General features: G+C 43.6%; 14 protein-coding genes. All 14 read right to left on the bottom strand.

The window, feature by feature from the left end; genetic code table 11:
• Positions 1-6: 6 nt before the first annotated feature.
• Positions 7-1,917 carry an exo-alpha-sialidase gene (locus tag U0035_RS02370; RefSeq protein WP_114792574.1) on the bottom strand — a complete coding sequence of 637 codons (1,911 nt, stop codon included), beginning with the start codon at positions 1,915-1,917 and terminating at the stop codon, positions 7-9.
• A gap of 52 nt (positions 1,918-1,969) precedes the next feature.
• Positions 1,970-3,520, bottom strand: coding sequence for a RagB/SusD family nutrient uptake outer membrane protein (locus U0035_RS02365; protein WP_114792573.1), 1,551 nt, complete (start codon positions 3,518-3,520; stop codon positions 1,970-1,972).
• Between the two features lie 17 nt (positions 3,521-3,537).
• Positions 3,538-6,345 (bottom strand): SusC/RagA family TonB-linked outer membrane protein, encoded by a 2,808-nt coding sequence (locus U0035_RS02360; protein ID WP_114792572.1) that lies wholly within the window; start codon positions 6,343-6,345, stop codon positions 3,538-3,540.
• A gap of 16 nt (positions 6,346-6,361) precedes the next feature.
• Positions 6,362-7,798: a fasciclin domain-containing protein gene (locus U0035_RS02355; protein ID WP_245957813.1), complete on the bottom strand. Its 1,437-nt coding sequence runs from the start codon at positions 7,796-7,798 to the stop codon at positions 6,362-6,364.
• Positions 7,799-7,823: 25 nt separating this feature from the next.
• Positions 7,824-9,368, bottom strand: coding sequence for a RagB/SusD family nutrient uptake outer membrane protein (locus tag U0035_RS02350; protein ID WP_114792570.1), 1,545 nt, complete (start codon positions 9,366-9,368; stop codon positions 7,824-7,826).
• A gap of 46 nt (positions 9,369-9,414) precedes the next feature.
• Positions 9,415-12,642 carry a SusC/RagA family TonB-linked outer membrane protein gene (locus U0035_RS02345; RefSeq protein ID WP_114792635.1) on the bottom strand — a complete coding sequence of 1,076 codons (3,228 nt, stop codon included), beginning with the start codon at positions 12,640-12,642 and terminating at the stop codon, positions 9,415-9,417.
• Positions 12,643-12,664: 22 nt separating this feature from the next.
• A complete protein-coding gene (locus U0035_RS02340) occupies positions 12,665-14,599 on the bottom strand; it encodes a fasciclin domain-containing protein (RefSeq protein ID WP_245957812.1) in 1,935 nt (644 codons plus the stop codon).
• A gap of 239 nt (positions 14,600-14,838) precedes the next feature.
• Positions 14,839-16,074 carry an MFS transporter gene (locus U0035_RS02335; protein ID WP_114792568.1) on the bottom strand — a complete coding sequence of 412 codons (1,236 nt, stop codon included), beginning with the start codon at positions 16,072-16,074 and terminating at the stop codon, positions 14,839-14,841.
• 41 nt (positions 16,075-16,115) lie between these two features.
• Complete coding sequence (locus tag U0035_RS02330; RefSeq protein WP_114792634.1) at positions 16,116-17,066, bottom strand: dihydrodipicolinate synthase family protein; 951 nt, start codon at positions 17,064-17,066, stop codon at positions 16,116-16,118.
• Positions 17,067-17,147: 81 nt separating this feature from the next.
• Complete coding sequence (locus U0035_RS02325; RefSeq protein ID WP_114792633.1) at positions 17,148-18,815, bottom strand: sialidase family protein; 1,668 nt, start codon at positions 18,813-18,815, stop codon at positions 17,148-17,150.
• Between the two features lie 273 nt (positions 18,816-19,088).
• Entirely contained in the window at positions 19,089-20,027 is a 939-nt protein-coding gene (locus U0035_RS02320; protein ID WP_114792567.1) for a dihydrodipicolinate synthase family protein, read from the bottom strand.
• 33 nt (positions 20,028-20,060) lie between these two features.
• Entirely contained in the window at positions 20,061-21,140 is a 1,080-nt protein-coding gene (locus U0035_RS02315; RefSeq protein ID WP_114792566.1) for a galactose oxidase, read from the bottom strand.
• A 62-nt stretch (positions 21,141-21,202) separates the two neighbouring features.
• Positions 21,203-22,159, bottom strand: a complete 957-nt coding sequence (locus U0035_RS02310) for an alpha/beta hydrolase (RefSeq protein ID WP_245957811.1) — start codon at positions 22,157-22,159, stop codon at positions 21,203-21,205.
• Between the two features lie 59 nt (positions 22,160-22,218).
• Positions 22,219-22,839 carry a hypothetical protein gene (locus U0035_RS02305; protein WP_327138720.1) on the bottom strand — a complete coding sequence of 207 codons (621 nt, stop codon included), beginning with the start codon at positions 22,837-22,839 and terminating at the stop codon, positions 22,219-22,221.
• Positions 22,840-24,250 lie beyond the last annotated feature (1,411 nt).

Here is a 24,250-nt window from a genome sequence, read left to right as displayed (position 1 = left end):
CTGTACTTATTTCCTGTAAATAATAATACCTTCCTGAGGGCTTTCTACCCCACCCTCTCCAGCAACCACTACCTTTCCGTCATTGGCAAAAACCGCGTCCATATTGCCAATGGGCGACGCATAACCTCTGTAGGCTATTTTATTGAACAAAACTCCTGTCTGTACAAATGATACACCATGATTGCTGCTTTCAAATACGGTTGGTGTAACTCCATAGTTGGGGCCGTTGTACACCTGCGGATCTTTTTCCCTGCCTACCGGATTGATCAGGTACAGTTTACCGGCATTATCTTTTAACGTAACTCCTCCATACATATGACCAAAGGTGGATGTTGCAACACCTGCCCCTATCGCTACAGGCGTTGTCCAGGTATCACCCCCATCACTGCTGTAACAAACTAATTTGCTCTGCGGTGCAGTATTGCTGTGCGACAGGGTTAACATCAGGCGATTGTCTGCCAGCTCTATTACCGAACCCGATACGATATTGGTACCACCAATATCCTGGCTCTTTCGCCAGGTAGTACCATTATCATCTGATATGGCCATCTTAATGGAAGTACCGCCATAGATCAGGGGCATTACCAACCGGTTATTGTAGGCTGCCGATTGTAATTGGATACCATGACCCGCACTGCTTTTTACAAATCCGCGGCTGACATCTTTCAGGGGAGCTGTAATATCAACCGGCGGTGACCAGGTAGCACCATTGTCGGCCGATATTACCTGGAACATCGTTTGTTCTGCAGGATAGCTAAAACTGCCATTGGCTGCTACAGTGGTTGTTAGCTTGTTGTAATGTAAAATAATTTTACCATCAGCAGTTGAAACCACCTGCGGAAAACCATAAGTGTCGTTTGAGCCTTCGCCCGCGATCACTGTGATATTATCCTCCCATGTTTCGCCGTTATTAACAGATCTCCGCATAATAATATCTGTGTTGCCAACTGGCAGGGTGTTCTGCGCCACACGTTCAAAAGCTGTTTGTGGTTTGGTTCTGCCCTCTGCAAAAAGCAGCAGGTTCTCATTGCCTGCCTTTGCCAGCGCCGGAGCCTGTATACGTGCATACTCCTTTTCATTTTCATGCATGGCATAGTTAACGGTATACATATCATTGCTTTCCAGGTAAAAGTCATGTACCGTAATAAAATTTCTCCAGGGTCTGATTGTTGGGGTAAAGTAGTATAGGTTCTCACGCGATAACTTGAAAAGGAAACATAATGTACCATTGATCTTCATATAAAACAGGTTGTCATGTATCACTACTTCCATTTCTGCAGGTACGCCTGGTACAATTACTTCGTTGGCTGTGGGCCAACCCAGATCTGGATTTACGGATGCCCCCAGTTTACCATACAGATCGACGAAAAAGGTAGGTGCAACGTTGCTGTTACCATCGAATCCAAATATAAAGCTACCCCCTGTTTCCCAGCTACGACCTAAGTCAAGGCCCGCTGCCGTACCACTAAAGGTGCCCACCGTAACCTTTGCATACATATAAAAGCTCTTTCCGGCTCCTACGGGCACAAAGTATTTAGACATAGCCCAGTTGTAGGTATAGCTATTGGGATCACCACCCAGATGATCTGCATTACTGAGCGGGTAATAGTTCCGGTGCGGAATCAGCCGCATGCCCGAACTCTCCTTTACCCAGGATACCGTATCGTTCATGGCCTTATAATCTGTAAAGCCTTTAAAGAGAATCTTGTCATGATCGGCCATGCCATCCTTCATCAGCCAAACACCTGCCTGGCGGTTTTTATCAAACGGAAAAGGAAGCGAATCGGTTATATTCGCGCGACTTGAATCCACGAAAGGCCCGGGGAAATCAAAATGTTGCTCCTTATAACATCCACTCGTGAACATGATTAAAAAAAGTGAACAGATTGGAATGATAAATATGATAAGCTTTTTCATACTATATATTTGAACCGTTGTGCTTAGTGATTAGAATAATTTGAACCGCTATTTACCATAGCAAAGGATCGATAGGTATATACCAATTATCCTGGTTTTGTAATTGTGCTTTTATGCTTTCACTTTGGAGTGAACTGTATTTGGCAGCAACTGCATCGGCCAGTTGATTCTTACCCGAAAGCCTTGACCATAACATCAGGTCATACCATCGTTTTCCTTCAAAAGCGTTCTCCCTGGCTTTTTCTTTAAAAATCAGGTCCAGCATAAATTCTTTGTCGCGATAATTAGTCTGTAATGGATCCAGTTCTTTTAATCCCCTTGCTACCCTGAGCATATTCACAAAATTGAAAGCCGTGGCGTAATCATTCAGCATCAGGTCGGCCATAGCTTTAATAAGATAGGCATCGGCGCTCCTGTAAAAGTTCCAGCTGGCATCGCTTTGAAAAGCAGGCCGCATAGAGGCTACGTTGTCAGAACCTATATACTTCCATATTACGGTATCACCATTCACTATTTTATAGCTGAAGGAAGTTCTTATATCACCTCCTTCGTACGAAAAAATATTTTTGATCACCCGGGAAGCGGGTTTCAGGTAATATTTGCCGCCATCTTTCGCTACTGAAGAAGTAAATTCCTGCAGCCGGTTTACTTCAAAAGCATTGTTATACATGTATCCCAGTAAAAACATAGAATGCAGTGAAGCGTAGGATCCGGTAAACTGGTTGGTCCAGGTTCCGGAAGTGCCCAATGTATGGTTATTATTGCGAACCGGTGAGTTGGCAAAGGCTGAAGCAGCCTGGTAATCACCCAGCCACAACGCCAGCTCAGAAGCGAAAGTTGCTGCCATTGCCTGCGATACACGGCCATATCTTTCCTGTGCCGGAAGCGTGTTACGGTTCCACTGATAGTTAATAGGCAAAATGCCTAAGACGGTTAAGGCATCATTGTAGATCATTCGAAAAATATCTTCCCGGTTATTCATATAATAAAACCCGTTCCGGATCTCTGCATTGGTCATCGACTGGGCTTTTCTTATTACTGTATCTCCCGACTCATTTACATATTTAAAGTTCTCTGCCACATCTGAAAGAATAATAGGAAATTGCTTAAAGTTCTTCGCCAGTATAAAATAAGCATAGGATCTTAAAAGCAGGGCTTCCGCATAAAAGGCACCGGCATCCCTGTCGAGGATCCTGTCATCCAGTTTTGCCACATCATATACTTTTTCCATTTGCCTGTTACAACGTGCAATTGTCTTATAAATGCCTGCATAATTGGTGTAAGGGTTTTGTACGCTTACCGCATTGAGCACAAACTCGTTAATATAAGGGTCGGGTTCTTTTTGACCGGTTGTAACCATGTCTGCACGCGCATCTCCCCACAGTAGGAACTTATGTACTTCCTGGGTTAGCGGCTGATACATACCCATAGCCGCGGCATTCAGGTCATCCCGGTTTTTATTGAAGTCCTCATCCTTTACAACTGAATAAGGATTTACATCGTAAAAGCCCGAGCAGCCCGTAATGCAAATACATAGAATCCCAAGCATGGCTCCCCCCCATAAAATGCTGATCTTTTTGAGAAAAAAATGTTCCTGGTTCATATCAATATTTTTTATTCTTATAAAGAAACTTTTACACCGAGTATAATGGATTTGGGTAAAGGTGATGCACCAAAATCAACCCCTCTCAGCAATGGATCCGAAGAGGAGATTACTTCCGGATCCAGGCCACTGTAAGAGGTTAAAGTGAGCAGGTTTTCACCGGTGATGTTCACTTTTATCCCTTTAATAAAAGTCCATTTTGTTTTAAGCGGGAGATCATACCCCAGGGTCAGGTATTTCAGGCGGGTATACCCTCCATCTTCTACCCAAAGGTCTGCTGCCATTCCGTTGGAAGACGGATCTCCATAGGACGCCCGGCTTAAACCATTTCCGGGGTCACTGGCAGATTTCCACCTTCCGGCTACATCAGGCGACTGGTTGGAGTAATCACCCATCCAGTTCATTTGTTGTTTAAAACTATTATAAATGTCCTGGCCATAAGCAAAAGAGAAGCCGGCATCCAAAGAAATATGTTTATAGCGGAAACCGGTACCAAAGCCGCCGTAAAGGTCTGGTAGCGGCTTGCCGATGATTTGCCTGTCGAGTTCATTGATCTTACCATCCCCATTCAGATCTTCTACAATATAGTCGCCGGGTTTATATGCGGTGCCATCGGCCTTTTTCAAACTGACATCCGCTGCCGATTGAAACACCCCTTTAATACGGTATCCATAAAAGGAGCCGATCGTCTCTGCTTCCCGGGCAATGCCACTAACATTATACATACTCCTGATGATATCGCCATTCTCCAGTTGATCGACTGTATTTTTCAATGTAGAAAGGTTGCCGTATAGACGCCAGGTTATTTTACTGTTGTCGATAATGCGCCCCATAACCGACAATTCGATACCCTTTGCGGAGATAGTACCGCTATTTTCAAATTGCGGATCGATACCCAGTTCGATAGGATAATTACGGAAGGTTATCAGGTTTTTTGTGGTACGGTGATAGTATCCGGCATCAATATCCAGTCTTCTCCTGAACAGGCTTAGCCTGATACCCGCCTCAATGGCATTGGTAAATTCTGGTTTGATCAATTCGTTAGCTACATTACCCAGGTATACACCGCCATACCCAAAATAGCTGATCGCATAATACAGGTTATCCTGGTAGTAGCCTCTTACATCATTATTACCGGTTCGGCCAACTGCTGCACGTAATGCCAGTTGGTTGGGTTTCGAGCGATCCAGCAGATCCAATAACAGATCTGCTCCACCATACAAGGCCCATCGCCCTTTAGGTCCGAAATTAGAGGAACCCTCAGCATTTACGTTTGCGGATATGGATAACCGGTTAAAGAAATCAAGGTTACCATCGAAATAAAGCCGGTTTAAATTAGACCGGAACCGGATATTGGAAGCACTGTCCACAATACCCTGTTTCAATGTTTCATAGTCATCAGTACCTGCATTGATCTTACGGGCATACAACGCTTTATCTTCATACGTTTCAAACCATGCGCCTATTTGTCCTTTGTAGTTGATATTGCCCGACCAGCTACCGGTTTTAAGCAAATAGCTATTCCAGATAAAAGTAAACTCGCTGGAATTGCGGTTGGCATTCTGCCTCATCCTGTTCCTGTCTGCTACAATACCCAGCGCAGGTCTGTATTGGCTTTCCCGCATATTATAATAACTAACGGATAAGGAAGTGTTCAGCGATAATCCTTTTTCAATATGCCACAGGCCCGATATAATTCCATCTACCCTGTTCTCTTCATTGCTGTTTCTCATATTCTGCACTAATGCAAGGGGATTACTTTTGCCTAATACATCCACATTGGCCAATAGCCTGGTTTGAACGCCTTCGTCGTTATACGAATAACTGTTCATAAAAGGAGCTTTGGTAACTGCTGTAAAAAATGGGTGTACGCCCCAATTGTATCCCTCTTCCGAATACCTCGATCCTGTATTGGAGTAGCTCAGGTTATTGGAAATCTCGAACCTGGAAGACAATTTATAATCCAGATTAAACCTCATGGTAGTCCGGTTAAATTTTGATTCTTCGATAGTGCCGGTGCGACCCATATGACCTACACTAAACATATAGTTGGCATCGCCCGAACCACCCTTTAGCTTGACGTGATAGTCGTTATAACGTCCGGGGCGTGTAACCATATCCACCCAATCGGTATTGTTGTTGTATGGTGCTGATGAAGGATTGAAAATAGGGTTAGCGGCAATATCGTCATCTGAAGCACCATTCTCTTTCAGATAAGCTGCAAGATAGGTTTTAAACTGGTTGCCCCCCATCTTGTTTGTTTTATAACTGGCGCGCAAAAAACCGGTATTAGCTGTAAATTCAATTTTGGTGCCACCAAATTCTCCTCTATCTGTAGTAAGATAAATAGCCCCGTTAGCGCCACGTCCACCTAATGCCGACAGATCTTTAGCATCTTTCAATACATTAATGGATCTGATATCATTGATATTCAAAAAACCAAACCGGGTTGGCTCATAGTTGGAAAGAAAGGAAGATAGCTCTCTTGAATATTTTACAGGGATACCATCTATGTAAATGGTAGGTCCTGTTTTCAGGTTGATTGTATTAATGCCCCTGATCATTAGCAACGGAGCCGCAGCAATAATGCCCGTTTCGGTAACCTGAACACCCGGTGTTCCGGGCAGTAATTCAGCAAATGAAACGGCATCGTTTTGCCGGGGGAATTTTATGGAACCGGCCGGAGCCAGTATTCCCAGTTGATCCATTTTTACGATATTCAGCGAGTCATCGGCAGTTTGGGCATTGGCATCACTGAACCAGTTACTCAGTATCGCTACGCCGCTCCAGGTAAGCATTCTAAAATATTTTGAGCTGTATTTCATTTCTGCTATTTAAATATTAGTTTACAGGTATCAGATCTATCATATCCATGAGCATATCGCAGCAATAGGAAGGGCTATTATTGCTGCCAAATCCGGCAAATGCGAAATAGAGGGTTACATCCGAGCGTTCTGTTACATTAATTTCTCCGCAATTGTTATATACCAGGTAATTCCATTCTTCAAATGTTCCGTTGCTCACAGCCATATTAATATTTTCAGCAACCAGCACATCCTTGTAAATGACCAGGAACTTTCCGCGCGTAGCTGCGCCCCGGTGTATCATCCTGATCCTGTACTTACCTATGGGTACATCCGGCACGGTAAACCAAAAGTAATCGCCAACCTGCATTGCATTGAATGCAACAATTTTGGGTTCCTTATTCTGGTGATAGCTTTGAGTACCCGTGTTCAGCACAATTGAAGCCGGCGCTTCTGTAAACACGTTTTGAGCGCCATAAGGACTTCCGGGTGGATACAAATTAAAACGGATGGTTGCCGGTTTGGCGGCTACTATTTGAAGCACAGTATCCACCGTGTGATAGATACCATTGCTGCATACCTTATCAATCCCCAATGCCTTGGATTGGTCAAAGGGAAAAGTTTCGTTGATAAAGTACTTTCCAAAAACATTTACCTGGAAGCTTTGCGCCTCTTTGGTATACAACGAATAAAACCTTTTGCCACTAAGTATATTCAGAAAGTAACTGGAATCGGGCAGGATATGATACTTTACCCAGTCTTCGATATTGGGCACGTCAGCCTTATTAAAGCGGGCTCTTGCCAAAGCTTCATCACTTTCAACAAACAAGGTTATAGTGCTGTCCTTCAAATAGCGTGCGTAACCGGTCTCTTCAAATATATTCAGCATCGTATTGTACTTCCCGCTTTGCTTCAGTGTTTCGTATACCGATGTTACCGGAGGGTTTAAGACATTATTAATGATGTTCACATAGCCATTCGTAAATTCAATATTGCTTTCGGTAATAGTGGCTGCATTATTTAAATTAATAGCATTATAAGATTCGCTGATATCGGCAATCAGGTATTTGTTGTTGAACACCGTTGGAGCTGGTAAAGGGCCAAATTCGAATTCGTTGGCATTGATCTTCTCATTCAGCAAATGATACCTGAAATAATTGATCCAAAACTCGGGGCTCTTGTCTTTTATTGACGTTACCGTTTGGCCGGTTTCAGACAAGGTCCTGAATAGCTGTTCAAAAGCTGCATTATTGGGAATAAACACGGTATAGGACCCGGCAGTTTTTAGAACATTGCGTTGTTTGACATATTCTGTCAATTCTTTAAAAATGCTCAGGTCCTGTCTTGTGTCAATATAATCCATGATCTGCATTTCATCATTCGAATCGTAGCGGGCACCCGACATTTCTCTCTTGCAGGAGTTGCCTGCAAACACTATAACGGATACAATAAGTATAACAGAGAGACGTTTCATGCTATTGGTTTTAACCATGATCAGTTTATTTATTCTTATAGTAATCTTTTTGCTGAAGCTTCGGGTTGTTCTCAATCTCCGTGCGATGATAAGGCAGAAACCAGCTCTCCGGATTCAGCAGTCTCGCCCGGGTAACCTGGTAAGAGTATCCCATAGAATTATTGGTTGCTGATTTGTTAAGCAGTACATTCTGCAAACCCGCTCTCCTGGATACCCTTACAGCGGCAAACCATTCTTTACCTTCGAATCCAAGTTCTGCTTCTCTTTCCATTAATAACCTGCTAAAGAATTCTTCTCCTTCTCCGCCCTCGCCAGGGTTCAGTTTCGGAATATTGCAGTGTTCCCTGATCAGGTTGATCATCTCTTCTGCCTCTGCGTACCGGTTTAACATGGCTAGCGCCTCTGCTTTCATCAGCAGGATCTCACGGTAGCGATACAGAATATAATTTACCGTTCTGCGATCATTATTGGGCCGGTAAGATAACTGGTAAGCCTGTTGCCCCAGGAATTTATACACTTCTACCCCATTGCCATACCCGTTCGCAATAGCCTGTCCTAAACGATAACTGGCAAGGTCTTTAAATCTGATGGTATCTGAACTGATATAGCCAGGCAGAGCCGTTGGATATAAGATCTCCGAGTTGGCCAGCATCAGGTTAACGGGATTGCCCAGCCAGGTAGCACCTCCTGTTGCGGTAGTGGAAAAATTAGCGAACCAATTATATACCGGTGAAGCAGGTCCGGTTTGTACATGTTGCAATTCAAATATGGCCTCCTGAGCGTTGCCGGGGTTGAAAATGCTATACCATTCCAATGGCGCTAACAGCCTGGATTGATATTGTTGATCCAAAGGCGCGCATAGGGTTAATACGCCCTGGTAATCATTCTTCCAGAGTTTTACATCGGCCCATAGGGCTCTTACTGCATTTTTAGTGATCCTGCCGTAACGGTAAGTCACTTCTTCAAATGTTTCGGGTGCCTGCGCCAAAGCAACTGCCAGGTCGGCTTCTATCAATTCCAATACAGCAGACTCGGCCGAAGCAACGGTATTTACCTGCTGGTTGTCCGACTCATAGGGTTCTGTAATGATGGGTACTTCTTTAAATGCTCTTACCAGGTAAAAATAATTCAGTGCTCTTAGCCCATAGGCTTCCCCCAGCATTGTTTTTAGCTCCTCTTCTTTAAAAGTGGGGTCATTGGTTAAGCCCTGTGGCGCATTTTTAATGAATGAGTTAATCCAGCCGATCGATTTATAAACATTACTCCAGGAGAGCAAACCGTTCTCCGGGTAAATATCATGCGACAGGAACTGAGCGTGGTTCGTAGTGAAAGCATCGCCCGGGCCAGGCTCATAAAGACTGGAGCGCGAGTCGCCCCATACCTGGTACGAGTTCAGGTTACCTTGTACAGAAGTGTATAACCCCATTAAGGAAGCAAATACCTGGTCCCGGTTTTGCCAGAATTCGTTATGAACGAGGTTGTCGGGTACATCCACCTCCAGTAGTTTATTACAGGAGAAAGACAGGGTAATTGTTAAAACCAGTAGGCAGTATTTTATTCTTGCTGTCATCTGTTTATTTTTTTGCTTTGCCAGCGGTTAAATCATATTTGTTTATCTAAAACCCGATATTTAATCCCAGTGTATATTGTCTTGGAGGAGCAGTGGTCGCATTATCAATACCAAATAAATACACACTACCGGTTATAGGTACCTCAGGGTCCAATCCCAGGTAGCGCGTCCAGGTATACAGGTTGTACCCCGTAACAAAAAAGCTGAGTTGACGTACACCTAACCCGATTTTTCTCACCAGCTCTTTACCGGCTGTATAGGTTAAAGAAACTGTCTTTAAACGCAGGTAAGATCCGTCTTCTACCCAGCGCGTTGATGCAGCGGAATTCCAGGAATTATCCGGCTGGGCCCTTGGCATATCTGTAACATCTCCCTGGCGCCGCCACCGTGCTAATACAGATTGCGACTGGTTGTGAGAAACAGTCATTCGTTCCATGTATTGACGGGTAGCATTAATGATATCATTACCGGTTTGGTATTGCAGGTTTAGCGTTACGATCCAGTTCCTGTAGTTGAAAGTATTGTTCCAGCCACCAAAGAACTGCGGGCTGGCATCACCTATCTGCACGCGGTCCAGTTCATTAATCACCCCGTCCCCGTTGATGTCGGAATAAATCATATCTCCTCCTTTAAACTGGCGACCGGTAGAAGAACCATAACGCATATACTTAGGCGTAATACCATCGGCCTCATAAATAGTATTGCCTTCGGCATCTTTTAAAATAGCATCATCATCGCGGGAGTATACGCCCAACGCCTGGTACCCATAGAAGGCGCCCACTACATCGCCTTCCTGTAACTTGGAGGTAAAACCAGACTGGCTTACGGTAAATGCGTTGGCATCAAAAAGCTCAGGTAATTTTATAATCCTGTTACGGTTAGTGGCAATATTGAAAAAAGATTTCCAACGCAGTTTGGTATCGCTGCCTTTCAGGATAATCCCGGTGACGCCTAGCTCCCAACCCGAGTTGCGTACGGTACCAAAATTGATATATTGAGATGAATAGCCTAAGGTAGACGACAGTCGCTCCTGTAATAGCAGGTTGTTGGTTGTTCTGGAGTAAAAATCCAGCTGCCCGGTAAGCCGGTCTTTAAAAAAGCTCCAGTCTATACCCATATTATATTCCGTAGTGCGTTCTTCCCTTATATTGTCATTGGCGAATTTAGAAGGATAGGTATAGGTTTGACCGAGATAACCGGTTCCGGTGCCATAGGCGATATCATACAGGTTATTCAATCGCGGTAAATTTCCCGTGACACCATAGGCAAACCGCGGTTTAATAAAAGTGATCCATTCGGCGTCCGCTAAAAAAGATTCTCTGCTTATTTCCCAGGCGCCGCCAATAGCCGGGAAAATAGAGTAAGGATTATCGGCCCCATATCTTGAATCTCCTTCTGTTTTTCCGGTAACTGTGATGAAGTAACGATCTTTCATGGCGTAATGTCCCTGCACAAACATCCCCAGGTATTTCGAAGTTCCATAGTTGCCCGTAGCTGCTGATATAATTGCGGCGGCGTCTGCCGATTTCAGTTGAGGCGAGGCACTATTATAATATTGTATCTCAGTAGAATTATTACGGTCTATATTGTAAGTGAGTACACCGGTAAAAGTTAGACGATGGTCTTTCCTTTTTATAGCCGACCAGGTTAAGCGATTATTGCTGTTGATCATTAGCTGGTATCCTTCTGTTTGCAAGCCAGCATTATATAATATCTCTCCAGGTAAAGCATCTGTTGCGTAACCTGGCAGGAAGTATTCATCGGCCGATTCCCGGAAATCCGTTGATACCTGTGCACGGAAATCTATATTGCTCCGTATTTTAAAATCTACCGAGGTAGAAGCCATAAAACGATTGGCTCTTGTAAAATAAGTAGAATAGTCTATGAGGGCGAGCGGGTTGTACCTGGAGTGTGAAGAGATGGTGATATTCCGGTCGAGGAAATAATTTAATCCATTGCGTGAGTATACCGGGAAATAGGCGGGAATTTGCCGTGCCAACAATAATGGGTTGAGCTCCTGGTTGCCATTGGTGATAGGATGCTCCTGGCCTCTTTTATCCGTTAACGAATTCGTATAGTTCAGGTCGGCTGTAACTTTGAATCTATCGGATACCTTATAATTTAAGTTGAATCTTGTATTGAACCGGTCGTACCCCGTTCCCTTGGTGGTTCCATACTGGTTGGCATAACCTAAACCCCAGTAGTAATTGATCCGGTCGCCGCCTCCGCTTAACGCGGTATTATATTGCTGAAATATACCCTTCCTGGTTATAGCATCCGTCCAGTCCGTATTATTATTAAATATCCAGGCATCAGACCGGGTCAGATCACCTCTCAACTCGGGAAAGGAAGTTCCATTATCCAGCCCGCCTGTAGTTTTTTCAATATAATAAATACGTTGCTCATCGCCCGACAACATCGGTATCGTACGAGGCACTTCTGTTAAGGTGAATTTAGTATTTACCTGTAACTGTGCCTTGCCCTTTTTACCTCTTTTGGTTTGAATAACAATTACACCATTGGCCCCTCTTGATCCGTATAAGGCAGTTGCCGATGCATCTTTTAAAATGTCGATTGAAGCAATATCTGACGGATCCAGGTCGCCAATGGGACTGAATCCAAAATCGGTGATACTGGCTACCTGGTAATTGTTACCAATGATCTCAGCGCCATCAACGATCCATAAGGGATCGTTCATTCCCGAGATACTGGAGATACCCCTGATCCGTATACTGGCTGCTGCACCTGGATCGCCGCTGGCTGATACTACCTGCAAACCTGGCGCCATACCTTGTAAGAGCTGCTCCACATTTACAACCGGCATCTTCTCGGTATTTTCCAGGTCAACCGAAGCTACAGCACTGGACAACTCTCTTTTATCGATACTTAAAAAACCAAGGTCGGCTTTCTTCTGCACCGTAGAAACCACTTTTACTATCTCCATAGAGCTGCTGTCTTCCGATAGATAGATAGTAAAAAAGGTTTTGTCGCCTATCTCCTTTTCCTGGGTTTGGTAACCCATATTCGAGAATACGATCTTACTGCCTCCTTTCGAATTTACCACCTCGAATTTTCCTTCCTCATTCGTTTTATTACCATTTAGTGCAAGGTTATTGGCGTTTACGATCATTACAGATACATCTGTCAACGGTTTACCTCCCTTCTTATCGTAAACTACTCCCTTCAGAACGGCAGCATCCTGCGCCTGAGATCCCAGACCTGCTACCAGAAGAGCCAAAACCAATATACCTTTATAGAAAAAGTTTTCGTTCATGATTTTGAAAAGCATTTAGTTTTTAGAATACACTATTGATTTTGTGGATTACTCCATTACTTCCCTGCGTATTGGATACAATGGGTTTAACTGTTTTTCCCGCTGTGTTAGTAACTCCGAAGGTCTCCCATTGGCCGCCTACGGTTAGTAGCTCACCGTTCTTGTTGGCAATTTGCCCGTTAAAGTCGCCGTCAGTAAAAATGTAACGGTTGGGGATAATATAAGACTGAACAAAGTTTCTTAGCTCAGTTGCATTGAGCGTTGCTACATTGATACCTGCTGCAGTAATAGCTGCATTTCTGGGCGCGATCACTGAATAGGTAAAGAACCCGGTGAGCTGCAACTGCGAAGCAATACCTGAACGGTCGAGTGCTGAAATATAAAGAGAAAGTTCGGGGTCCTTTTTCATCAGGTTGTATACCGTTATTGTATCGTTTAGTTTATCGAGTGGCTTCAGGAAGCCGTCAATACCATATATAGCACCATTCGAAGCTTCCCATTCAGGCGTAGGTGAAACCAGGTTAACGCTGTTCCCGGTATAGTCAAAGAATTTTCCGTTGTCATAAAGAATATATCCAAAGTTCGTCGGGTAGAATTTTTTCCTGAATCCGCCATCAGCCCTGACATCAATATTAAAGATGCCTGCTTTGCATTGTTGCACACGATATAACCTGTCTGCCTCCAGCATATCTTCAGCCAGGGGGAATCCCCATACTTCATCAGATTGAATCAGTACGGTTTTGGGACTATGCTGGTAATACTGCCAATCGAAGAGGCCCTCGCTCAGGCCGGCAGATAAGAACATCCAGTACCACTGGCTGTATTTTTTATACCTCAGGTAAACGCCACCGGCTACGCTGCTCATCTCGGGTGACTCGATCAGTTTGTTCACTTTATATATAAAGCTATTGCTGGCGCGAAGTGAGCCGGATATAATAGAAGGAACATCAACGATGATACGCGAATAGCCCGAAATCGATTTCCAATCCGGATCTAATCTTTTCAGATCGCTTTTATACCAGAGGTTTTCTATAAGAGCTGATCGTATAAGGGTATACATTACCCTCCTCGGCACCGAATCGATCGTATTATCGATATACTGAAGATAAGGTTGGAAGTAAGCCCGGATCGCGTCATCGGTGGGCGCTAATACCGTTGATAATACGGATTCATTGGCGAGGTTCCGGCCAAATGAAAAGGACTTGTACAAAGTAGTATCCACCCATCCGAATTCATCCTTCTCCCCCAGCTCAAATTGAACATGCTTTTCTATCCATGAGCTGAAGATGGATGTTTCAGGATCTGACGCCAACGCTTCGTCGGTACGCGGTGCAATCTCTAAAGGAGCACCTAATACATGTATTACACCGTTGCTGGCATCTTTGTCGGGTTCTGCAATAACAATACCTTCGATCAGGAATTTTTTATCACCGCCCGGTGTTCCATAAAGCGTAATATAATCATCCTGCTGGCCCTGTAAAAACGGCCCGGAAAAAAGCCTGATACGTTTACCTGGAATGGTTCCCTCTGTGCGGGTACTAAAATTGGTTGCCCTCGATTTATTAATCAGTGAAGTGGCACTGTTGTATAATTTATTGATATCATACTCGTAGTACATGCCATTAATAAAATGATAATTGATATATCTTCTTAAAATGGCATCCGGAACTGATTCAACAGCACTATAGCCCTGTTTTGAAAAATAGGTAGTAACCTGTTCATCGTTAGGCGCCAGGCAGGTGTACATGGCAGAAGCGCCCAGTGTTTTTCTGAGGCCTGTTTTCTCGATCATTTTAACAAATAAAGAGAAGCGTCCATCTGCTTCCAGCACTTCTACAATATTCTTATCCAGGGAACCTTTAGGGTTGTAATATTGATTAAGTTCTTTGGCACAGGAACCCAGTAATATACTACAAGATAGGCACACATATAAAATGACGTGCAGTTTTCGAACCATTTCCATATGTAAAAAATATTATGCTTTATAAAAACTCAGGTGACTACAAAACACTACAGTTAGTTACCGGCATCCGGGATTAGTTGTATTTTGTATTAATGTTCTACAAAATTAAATACCGGTATACTTTCTTCCTAAAAATCACATGCCTTATTGAATTATCATATTGTAAACTTTATGCAGCGGCAACTGCAGCAATCGTTTTCCATTCCTGTTTTTTGAATCATTCCAAACGGGTATTAATCTTCCATTTCCTGAACTGCCGGCTTTAAAACGGCTAGTTGTATGATTAATATTAAAAGTACTACCCCAGACATTAATGCAAAGTCTCTTCCGAGGTGACCTTCGTCTGACGACTTGCCCAGCACGCTGGTTATAAACGCTCCGAAAAATACGCCTGTCATATTCATCAGTCCGTAGGCCGTTGCCCTGTATCTTGCCGGCACAAACTGGCATAGAATGGGCATATTGTTGGCATCGAACATCCCAAAACCAACACCAAAAAGGATGGCGGCAAGTATCAATACAAAAGTGGTATCCCCAAAGCCCAGTATCAGTATAGCCGGGATGGTTAAAAAGACGCCAATAGCGCTCGTGTATACCCTGGCTTTTATATTTCTTTGAACCCATTTATCTGAAATGATACCTCCCATAATTACACCCAGGAACGAGGAAGCCGCAATTGTAATAGTGGCAATAGGACCTGCAACAGCCATATCTATACCCAGGCTTTCGGAAAACAAGGTGGGGAGCCAGTTCTTGGTAGCCCATCCGGGCAGGCTTGGCATTGCAAAATAAAATAGTATCACCCAAAAAGACAGGTTGCTCAAAAGCCATCCCACACCCTTTAACATATTAGTGTTGCGTGGTTCTGTTGCTATCGTGCTTACAGCGGCTTTTACCCGCTTTTCTCTTAAGAGAATGGCCAATACTATAGCATAAATAATACCTACCAGGCCGAAAAGATAAAAAGTCTGGTGCCAGGAATATTCTTTGGCGAAAGTGGCGCCGAATCCGCCCAATGCCTGGCCAAAATATAGGCCGGTCATGTGAATACCAATTGCCAGCGACCTGGTTTTGGAAGTATGATAATCGGCTATCAGGGACAGGGCTGCGGGTATATAAACCGCTTCGCTTAAGCCCATAATGCCACGCAGCCACTTTAGCTCGGTAAACGAATCAGCGAAACCCATAAGACAGGTAACGGCAGACCAAATAAAGAGGCTGAAAACGATCAGCCATTTCCGGTTAACCCGGTCTGCTATAAGTCCTGATACAGGACTCATAAAACCATAGATCCATAAAAAGATCGACATTAATATGCCAAAGGTTTCTGCGCTTTGCAGTTCGGCAATATCTATCTGCATGGCGGGCCGCATGGTCGAAAGCATCTGGCGGTCGAGGTAGTTGAGGAGCCCAACGAACCAGAGCAGGCCTACTACCGTCCATTTGTATTTAGGATTCTCAATATTCATATGCAATATCGTTTTTAGGGCGGGTTGATGACGATGACCTGCTAAGCAACAAGGGCCGACTCAACCTTTAATTTCCGGGCCTGATCCAGGGTTTCAAAAAATGATATTTCTTCCAGGTAGGCCTTCAGGTCGTTGCACTGACCTTCATCCAAAGCCACCAGTGGCAGCCTGCAGCCGCCCAGATCCAGGCCGGTTAATTTTAAAATTTGTTTTTGAGTAGGAATAGGAGCATATTTTCCCAGCGCCCTGATCATCTTTATACATTCAAATTGAGCCGCTGCTGCTTCCTCTATCTTTTTTTGTTTAAAAAGCTCTATTACTCTCTGGTACATAGGAGCGGCAAAACTGTAGGTGCTCCCTATTGCAGCTTTTGCACCAATGGCCAGGGCGGGTAACAGTAACTCGTCGTATCCAAATAAAATATCGTATTTGCCATTTTTATAATTCAGGCAATCCTGGTATTCATGTAGCGTATTGGCGGTGTATTTGATACCCACCAGGTTGGGAATTTTTGTTTCTGCATGTTTCAGGAAATCGATCACCCCTATTGTTAATCCTGTTACTGAGGGTATATGATAATAGTAAAAAGGAAGATCGGGTGCTGCGGCTGCGATCTGGGCCATACAGTTGACCAGGTTTTCAGCAGACTGTGGTTTAAAGTAAAAGGCAGACACAGCAGAAATAGCGTCTGCACCTGCTTCCTGCGCATGGGCAGCCAGCTTACGTGCCTCTTTTATAGAACTATGTCCCACATGAGTAAATATCAGTATTCTTTTTTTCGCGGCCTGCACATAGGCTTCCGTAATAGCCATACGCTCTTCGGTTGAAAGACTTAAACCCTCTCCATTGGTGCCGCCCACAAAAATGCCTTTTACACCGTCAGCGATCAGCTTCTCTACAACTTGCGGAACAAGGTCCAGTTTCAATTCTTTGTTTTCGTCAAATGTACTAAACGTTGCCGCAAGCAGCCCTTCGAGTTTTTTTATATTCATCTTAATTTTTTGTATTTTATGAGTGGGTAGAACAGCATCTATGTTTTCTGAAAGTTGCAGAAAGCCCATGCACCTTACCTCTTATTGAATGATTTCTTTTATGTTTATTTTTTCGAAAGTCAGATGGGCCTGACTGCCTTCGTATATAATACCTATTGTATCATTATCAACCGATGTGATACAGGAATACCCACTGCCACTGAATTCATCCAGTAAAACAAATTTCTCAGCCGGCCAGGTATTGCCGTCGTCCAGGCTCACTTTTAATGTTAAGTGATTTCTTTTAGTAGTTGAATTAGGATTAAAAAACAGCAGTACATTTTTTTTACTGCCATCTTTAGCCTTGTATACATGTTTATATAAACTAGCCATACATACCGGCTCCGGAAGCGCACTACGCGAGGTTTTATGCATCGTCCAGGTTCGCCCCATATCTTTTGTTACTGCTACTGCGCGCCCATTGCCCGTCCCGGCAAGATCCTTATTGGCATTTGTTCGCATGTTGAGCATAATAGAGCCATCCGACAACTGGGCAGCCATACATTCTGTCGTTGACAGATCATAAGCAGGTGTACCGGTTACCCAGGTTTTGCCTCCGTCCTTGCTATAAGTTATAGTGGAAAAAGCCTTGCTGGTTTTGTCCCTCCCCTGCGTTGGAAAAACCAATGTTCCGTCATTCATGGTAAAGCCACTTCCGGGAGCAGGCGCCCAGAGCCACCACTCTTCTTTTTTACACATCCGGGTAAGGTTTACCGGCTTCGACCAGGTTTTGCCGTTATCGGTACTTTTTACTATCAGGAACTGCGAGGTTTGCTTTATATCAAAGCCCGGTTGTGAACCTTTGCTGCGCCATTGATGGTTCCAGTTGGTGCTGGTATCTGTGAGCCCTTCAATCCATTTACCTTTATCATCCAATACGCCATGCATCCACAGCCCTGCTACAAAAATGTTTCCTGTTTTTTGATCCACCAGTATAGCCGGATCCGATACGCCGTTGAATTTCTCAGGCAGATCATTAAACCTTCCCATATCAATGATCTTCTGTATGGGTAACCAGGTAATACCCTTGTCGGTACTTCTGTTTAAGGCAATATCAATATCGCCCTGCAGATCCCGTCGGGATTCATACCGGGCATCGTATACAGCAAGCAGATCTCCGTTAAGTGCAGTAGCCAGGCCCGGGATCCTCGATGTATGCACATTGTCCTGCATGGACTGCCGAACAGCGCTAGCCACACGATAGGTGAAGGGCTGGGACAAACCCTTTACAACGGTTATATCGTCAAGTACTAACCCTGATAATCCAATTTTTATTTTATTGCCTACTATCGCCGATTCCTTTATGTCAAGACCGATCCATATATAGTTCTTTTTGGAGGATAATCTCAGGTTTCCATTCAGTAGTATAGAGTTACCGGCAATGATTGGGCTACTATTAAAAAGCGGGGCCTTTAATGCGACTTCCTCAGTCAGGTAAGTACTATCAGAGTTGCAATAAATTTTGATATTGACGATATCTTTCAGATCGGTTGTGCCGTTTAAGTTTAACGACAATTGTTTAAGATAACGGGGACGGGAATTATGATCAGTTACAATTTCGCTTCTCGATACAATAATTACACCGCGCTCTTTAATAACCGGTATCATAAAATTTCTATGGTTCAAACGGATATCCTGTCCGAAGGATTTCGGGGCAATGATAATCATTATTGCTGCTAAGAATAATTCGATGATACGTGTAAGGTTCATAAACAAATCATATATATTCAGGCATTGCTGCCCATCAATAATTATCAACCTGCCTGATGTTGAGCAGTGCAGTGATATACTGTTTGATCTTTTTTCAATACTTCTTTTTATAGAAGCAGTTCCTTCTACTGTTAATATCTTTCGTATCTATTGGCCGTCCGTGGGGTTATTGATCTACAAGCTTCGTTTAGTTCTTATGTTCTACATAACAAATGTATTAATTAATTTCAAATTACACAATTTTTCAAGAAAAAAAATCAGGAAATGAGCAATTTAAATGGCATCGAAAAACCAACCGGGTAAATGCTGGTGGGCCCCTTTACGAACATCCGCAACATCTGTTTCCGGGATCCATTGATAAGGCCATCTCAGCCGTGTACCGACAGGCGCCCAGGCTCCAACAGCTGCCAACAATTTATCCAACGCAGGGTTACTGAAGTTCTTTTTAGCATAAGGCAGTATATAGGCATCAAAGAACGACTGGATTGTATTTTGCACCTGCAAAGCTTCATTTATATCCGTTTGCATCATCTGCCACCATTGCTGAGCGGCCTTAGGATGGACACAGGCGACATTTGAATAGGCGCCCGCAGCCACACCTTTTTCAACTCCCGTAGCCAGATGATGCCCGGGTACAAATACGGCAATCCGGTCAGCCAGAGGTTTCATTTGCTCGTACCACTGCTCGTCACCATCTAGTAGCTTCACACTGATCAGTCCTGGAGTAGTCTCTACCAATTCCTGATAACCGGCCGGTGGCAACACTCTTTTGGCATGCGGTGGATTATATAATACCAATGGAACCGGATGGGCTGCTTCTGATATCCTGTTGAGAAATCCCCGGGCTTCCTGGTTGGTTACCGCCACCCAATCGGGTAGTATAACCTGGTAAGCAGAAGGCTTTAATGTTTGCGTTCGCCGGATTCGGTCCAGTACAATAGCCGGAACAGAATGTGAAACACCTATCTGGAAAGGCATCCCGGCTACATTACATTTTTCGGCTAGCAACTGACTAATCTGATCAAACTCGGCTTCGGTTTGAGTGTGAAATTCACCGGCTGTTCCGTTAGAATAGATGCCGTCAACATGAGCGGCAATCAGTACATCTATCTCATGAGAAAGCCTCGAAAAGTCGATAGTATCATCGGGGTTGATGGGTAATAAAAGAGTACCCCAGTTACCCCTGCATGTATCCTTTGTTAATGGTTCCATGATATTGTTTAATCTTGTAAGCTCAAAATAGGGTTACTGCGGATTGGCTGCTAAAACCCTGTTGGTGCGAACCCCCGGCCGGGCTTCTCCCTGGGGAATAACAATCTGCTTGTTCCATACAACCAGAGGAGTTGTTACCGGCGCCCAGGTACTGGCACCGGGATTGTTCTCCGGATTGGGTTGCCGATCCGTAAACACCGCTCCCGTAATAGTCCAATTATCTTTCTGTGCATCATACATCAGCGTTTCTGTACGAAAACCGGGATGTTTATCTTTGAGGATCGTATTTTGTTCTGCACGGCTGCCATCGTCGCCACCAAAAATAAATAGCTGCTGATTCGCGTTCGTATACGCCGGAGTCGGCGCTGCTACCACCGGGTGGGGCAGTTCTTTAATTTTCCGCCATCCTTTACCGGTGTTAAAAACAAAACTATCCCGTAAATATCGTCTGTGCACCACTGAATCACCCTCAGGTATATATAAACTGGTTCCACTTAACAGGTAGAATTCCCCATTGATCTGTCCTGCTACACCCAGCATTCTTGCTTCGCCCGGCCAGGAAGGAAGCTTTTTCCATTGCTGCTGTTCCCTGGGCTGGTTAAGGTCGAGCGCCCAAAAAGCGCTTTCAGCCGATGATGCAACGGGAGATGAAAGTCCGCCGGCTACATATACGATATTATCAATCATCACCCCACAGGAGTTGGCAAGCGGGTGTGGTAAGGAAGCCAATGTATCAATAGATAATTGTTCATTTTGATATCTTATAAAATACACATCCTGAAAATGTTTGGTTTGATTGGCTCCGCCTATTAACAGAACCCCATCTTTCCAGTTAAGAGAAATACCATAACCCATCGCCCTGGGAAGCCTGCCTATCTCCTTCCAGCCTTTGACATCGCTGGCTAACGCGAGCACTTTATCGTTCCAGGTCTTAACTCCGCCCGACCATGGCCGGGTACCTTCAGGAAACTGTGCCCCCCCGGCTACAATAAGATGATTATTGCTTATACCCGCGAATGAGCCCGCAAATCCTACTTTATCGGGCACGGGACTTAACTGTGACCATTCGAAAACAGGGATTTTTTCTGCTGTTTCGCAGGATGCAATAATCATTGAAGTAGTTATTATAAGAAAAAACAGGGACCGATTCATAACAATATATTTATACTCTTGCTTTATTTTTCAGGTTGCAGCCATTGGTTAGCCTGCATCCAGTTCATACATCGTTGAAACCAATCATCTTTATTGGTTTTATTAAGTAATCCATATCCATGCCCCCCGGTGCTGTAAATATGCATTTCGGCTTTTACCCCCGCCCTGATTAAGGCCTGGTAATAGGCAATGCTGTTGCCAACGGGCACTATTTTATCGTCTGAACTATGCAATAAGAAGGTTGGGGGTGTAGATGCTGTGATCTGTTGCTCGTTGGAATAGAGCCTGGTTGCCGGTAAGCTGGTAGTATCTTTACCAAGCAACGCTCTTCTTGAACCTTTATGGCTCAGGCTATCGCCAAAACTGATAACGGGGTATACCAGTATAGAAAAGTCGGGTCGCAAACTGGTTCCTTTTTCGTTGGCTGTAACGGCGGTGGTAAAATGTGTGGAAGCCGTTGAAGCCAGGTGCCCGCCAGCCGAAAAACCGATAATACCGATCCTGTTAATGTTGATATTCCATTCAGAGGCCCGTTCTCTCAGCAGCTTCATGGCCTGTTGCGCATCCTGTAGCGGACCGATGGTTTTGTCGCGCATTATCCGGTCGTTGGGCAGCCGGTATTTTAACACAAAAGCTGCTACCCCGTTACGGGCAAATACTTCCGCAACATCACTGCCTTCCCGGTTTATAACCAGGTAAGAGTAACCACCGCCGGGGCAAATAATTACTGCCGTACCATTGGTCTTATCCTTTGCAGGTAAATAAGCAGTCAATGTGGGGCGGGTCACATTCCTGACCAGTATCCTGCCATTAGAAGTGGTGTCCCAGTTTTCTATGAATTCTGTTGATTCAATGGCATTAGGAACGGTATTATACAGCTGGATAATCTGTTGAGCCCCGCTGTTCATGGGAGAAAGACAAAAGATGCAGCCCATGGCCAATGCCCCCAAAAATAAGGCAGGAAAAAACTTCCTTTTCATAACAAGCGTATTTGAAGAGGATGAAAATACGTATTTATGTTCTACATAATAATATTTTTTTAAAAAAACTTTATGCCTTTCTCAGGTGTTTCAAGATGGCTTGATGAAGGGTCGTTATTTATTAAAGGTCTGGAGGGCTTTCTTAATAATGTATGCCGTTGCCTTGTGGGGGCTCTCTTTTTCCCAGCGCTGACAAAGTTGCTGTACAAATCGGGCTTTGATTTACTGGCATCGTTGAGCCAGTTGCCTACGCTATCCAGCACGTACCGGGAGGGATCTGAATTGCTTTTAAGAGGTAAGGCAGCATTATGACCGATTGTATAGGTAGCCCAGCAACGCACTACATCAGCTTTATGAGTGGCTATCGTCGGAAAAAATTCATGATCGCTTTTTTTCTGACATTTTTCCAGGATCCCGTTTCCAATAACTTCGTTGATCGTATTAACCGTCTGCTTCTTTAATTGATCGATCGCTTTTACAATAGGCGCCAGGTAAGATAGCTGCTTATTTTCCATTAAAAGATACTGTAGCAACATACGCTGGTCTACCGCCGGCCATTCTACAAGATTGGCTAGTTTCGATGGCTCCGCTATTGATTTGCCTGAATATAGCGGCTGGAATATCCTTTGCCGACCTGGCTCTTTTTCGTTTCTCTTCACTCGTGCTGCTGAAATCGGCAAAGTTTTGATTTAAATCTTTTTAAGAAGGAAATAATAAAAAACATAACAGGGTGAGATTATTATCAAACAGATATAAAAATATTATCACATATGATTTAACCTCCTCATACAGACCGGAGCTACCATAAATCTATTAAGACCATGTTTACAGATGTTTAATATTACCAGGTGATATTGCTTTGCCCGGCCCATGGTGAGCAGCCATGCCAGCCTTTCTGTAACAATCAGTCAGATTATAATCGTTTCGGCTTATTTTTTTACAGCTCCGGTAGGGCTGCATCTAAAATACATTCACATCAATAGACAAAGGGATTGACTAGGCTATATATTGATTTTGACGGGGCCGCCGCAATTCGTTACCTTTTGGTCGGGACCTGGCTGTTTTATTGAAGCCTGCCAATCAAATTATACAGCTGATTATTTCAACGTTATCACTCCTCATAATCCGCAATATATGTATTAAAATAATGTATTTATAATTGATATTTAATAATATATAGTTTATTATTTATACAATTATAAAATTAAAAACCGAATAAGTTTCTTTTCTGCTAAAAGGCATGGAAATTGTTTAAAAAATTACTAATGAAGAATTTAGAACCTATCATTCATTAGGTTTTTATAAAAGACCTCCTGTAGAAACAGGAGGTATAAGCCCTCCCCCAGCTTTATAGCTGGGGTTTTCGTATTAGCCCTACTAACACGCTCTTAAATATCTTCGATTCATTTTTTAATTATCAGATTATCACAGTTACTGAAAGTATCAAGCAAACCTGGTTGAAAGATGCGATACATTAGACTACTTGCGTTAATTTCTTATGTTGATATACTAATACATAAAATACCGTGCCACAGTTCTTAAAAATTGTTAATACAAAATCAAAGCAAGTTGAAAGCCTGAATGGCATTGGGTTTTGGTAACAAAAAAAATAACCTTCAAAATCAAGCTAACATTTTGTCATGATGATGAGGCTAATTGCCACGCGAAGTAAAGGTATTAATGGGATAATATTTCATTAATTTTAAAAAGAAGTGTAAGAGACGATCAATTGATCAGGAAAGCCGCATGATTTTTCGTTCATAGGTGTAAAATTATAGGGAAGTATTGCATAGACAGCTGGTACAAACTTACTGGTATAATGCTCACTTAAGGATGTCGTCTCCGCATTAACTAGCATCGTTATCAATTCCCGAGTAATTTCATATGACTTTGCAACCCATAAACAAGGTTGGAGTAGGCGATAATTTGTCTTGGGCGGCCTTTACTGGTTGCTAATACCTTACTATTGGCTACTAAACCGGGCATATCGCCATGCCAGTGGCCACGCTAAAGAGGCACCCAAATGGTGTGTCTTTTCGTCTTCAAAGTCAGCTTCAGTGAGCTGAATACGAAACACACCATTCTCCTTTT

It is taken from the genome of Niabella yanshanensis (genome assembly GCF_034424215.1).
In the GTDB taxonomy this organism is placed as follows: domain Bacteria; phylum Bacteroidota; class Bacteroidia; order Chitinophagales; family Chitinophagaceae; genus Niabella; species Niabella yanshanensis.
Note: the sequence above shows the minus strand (reverse complement) of the source record. Positions and strands in the feature narration are given on the sequence as shown.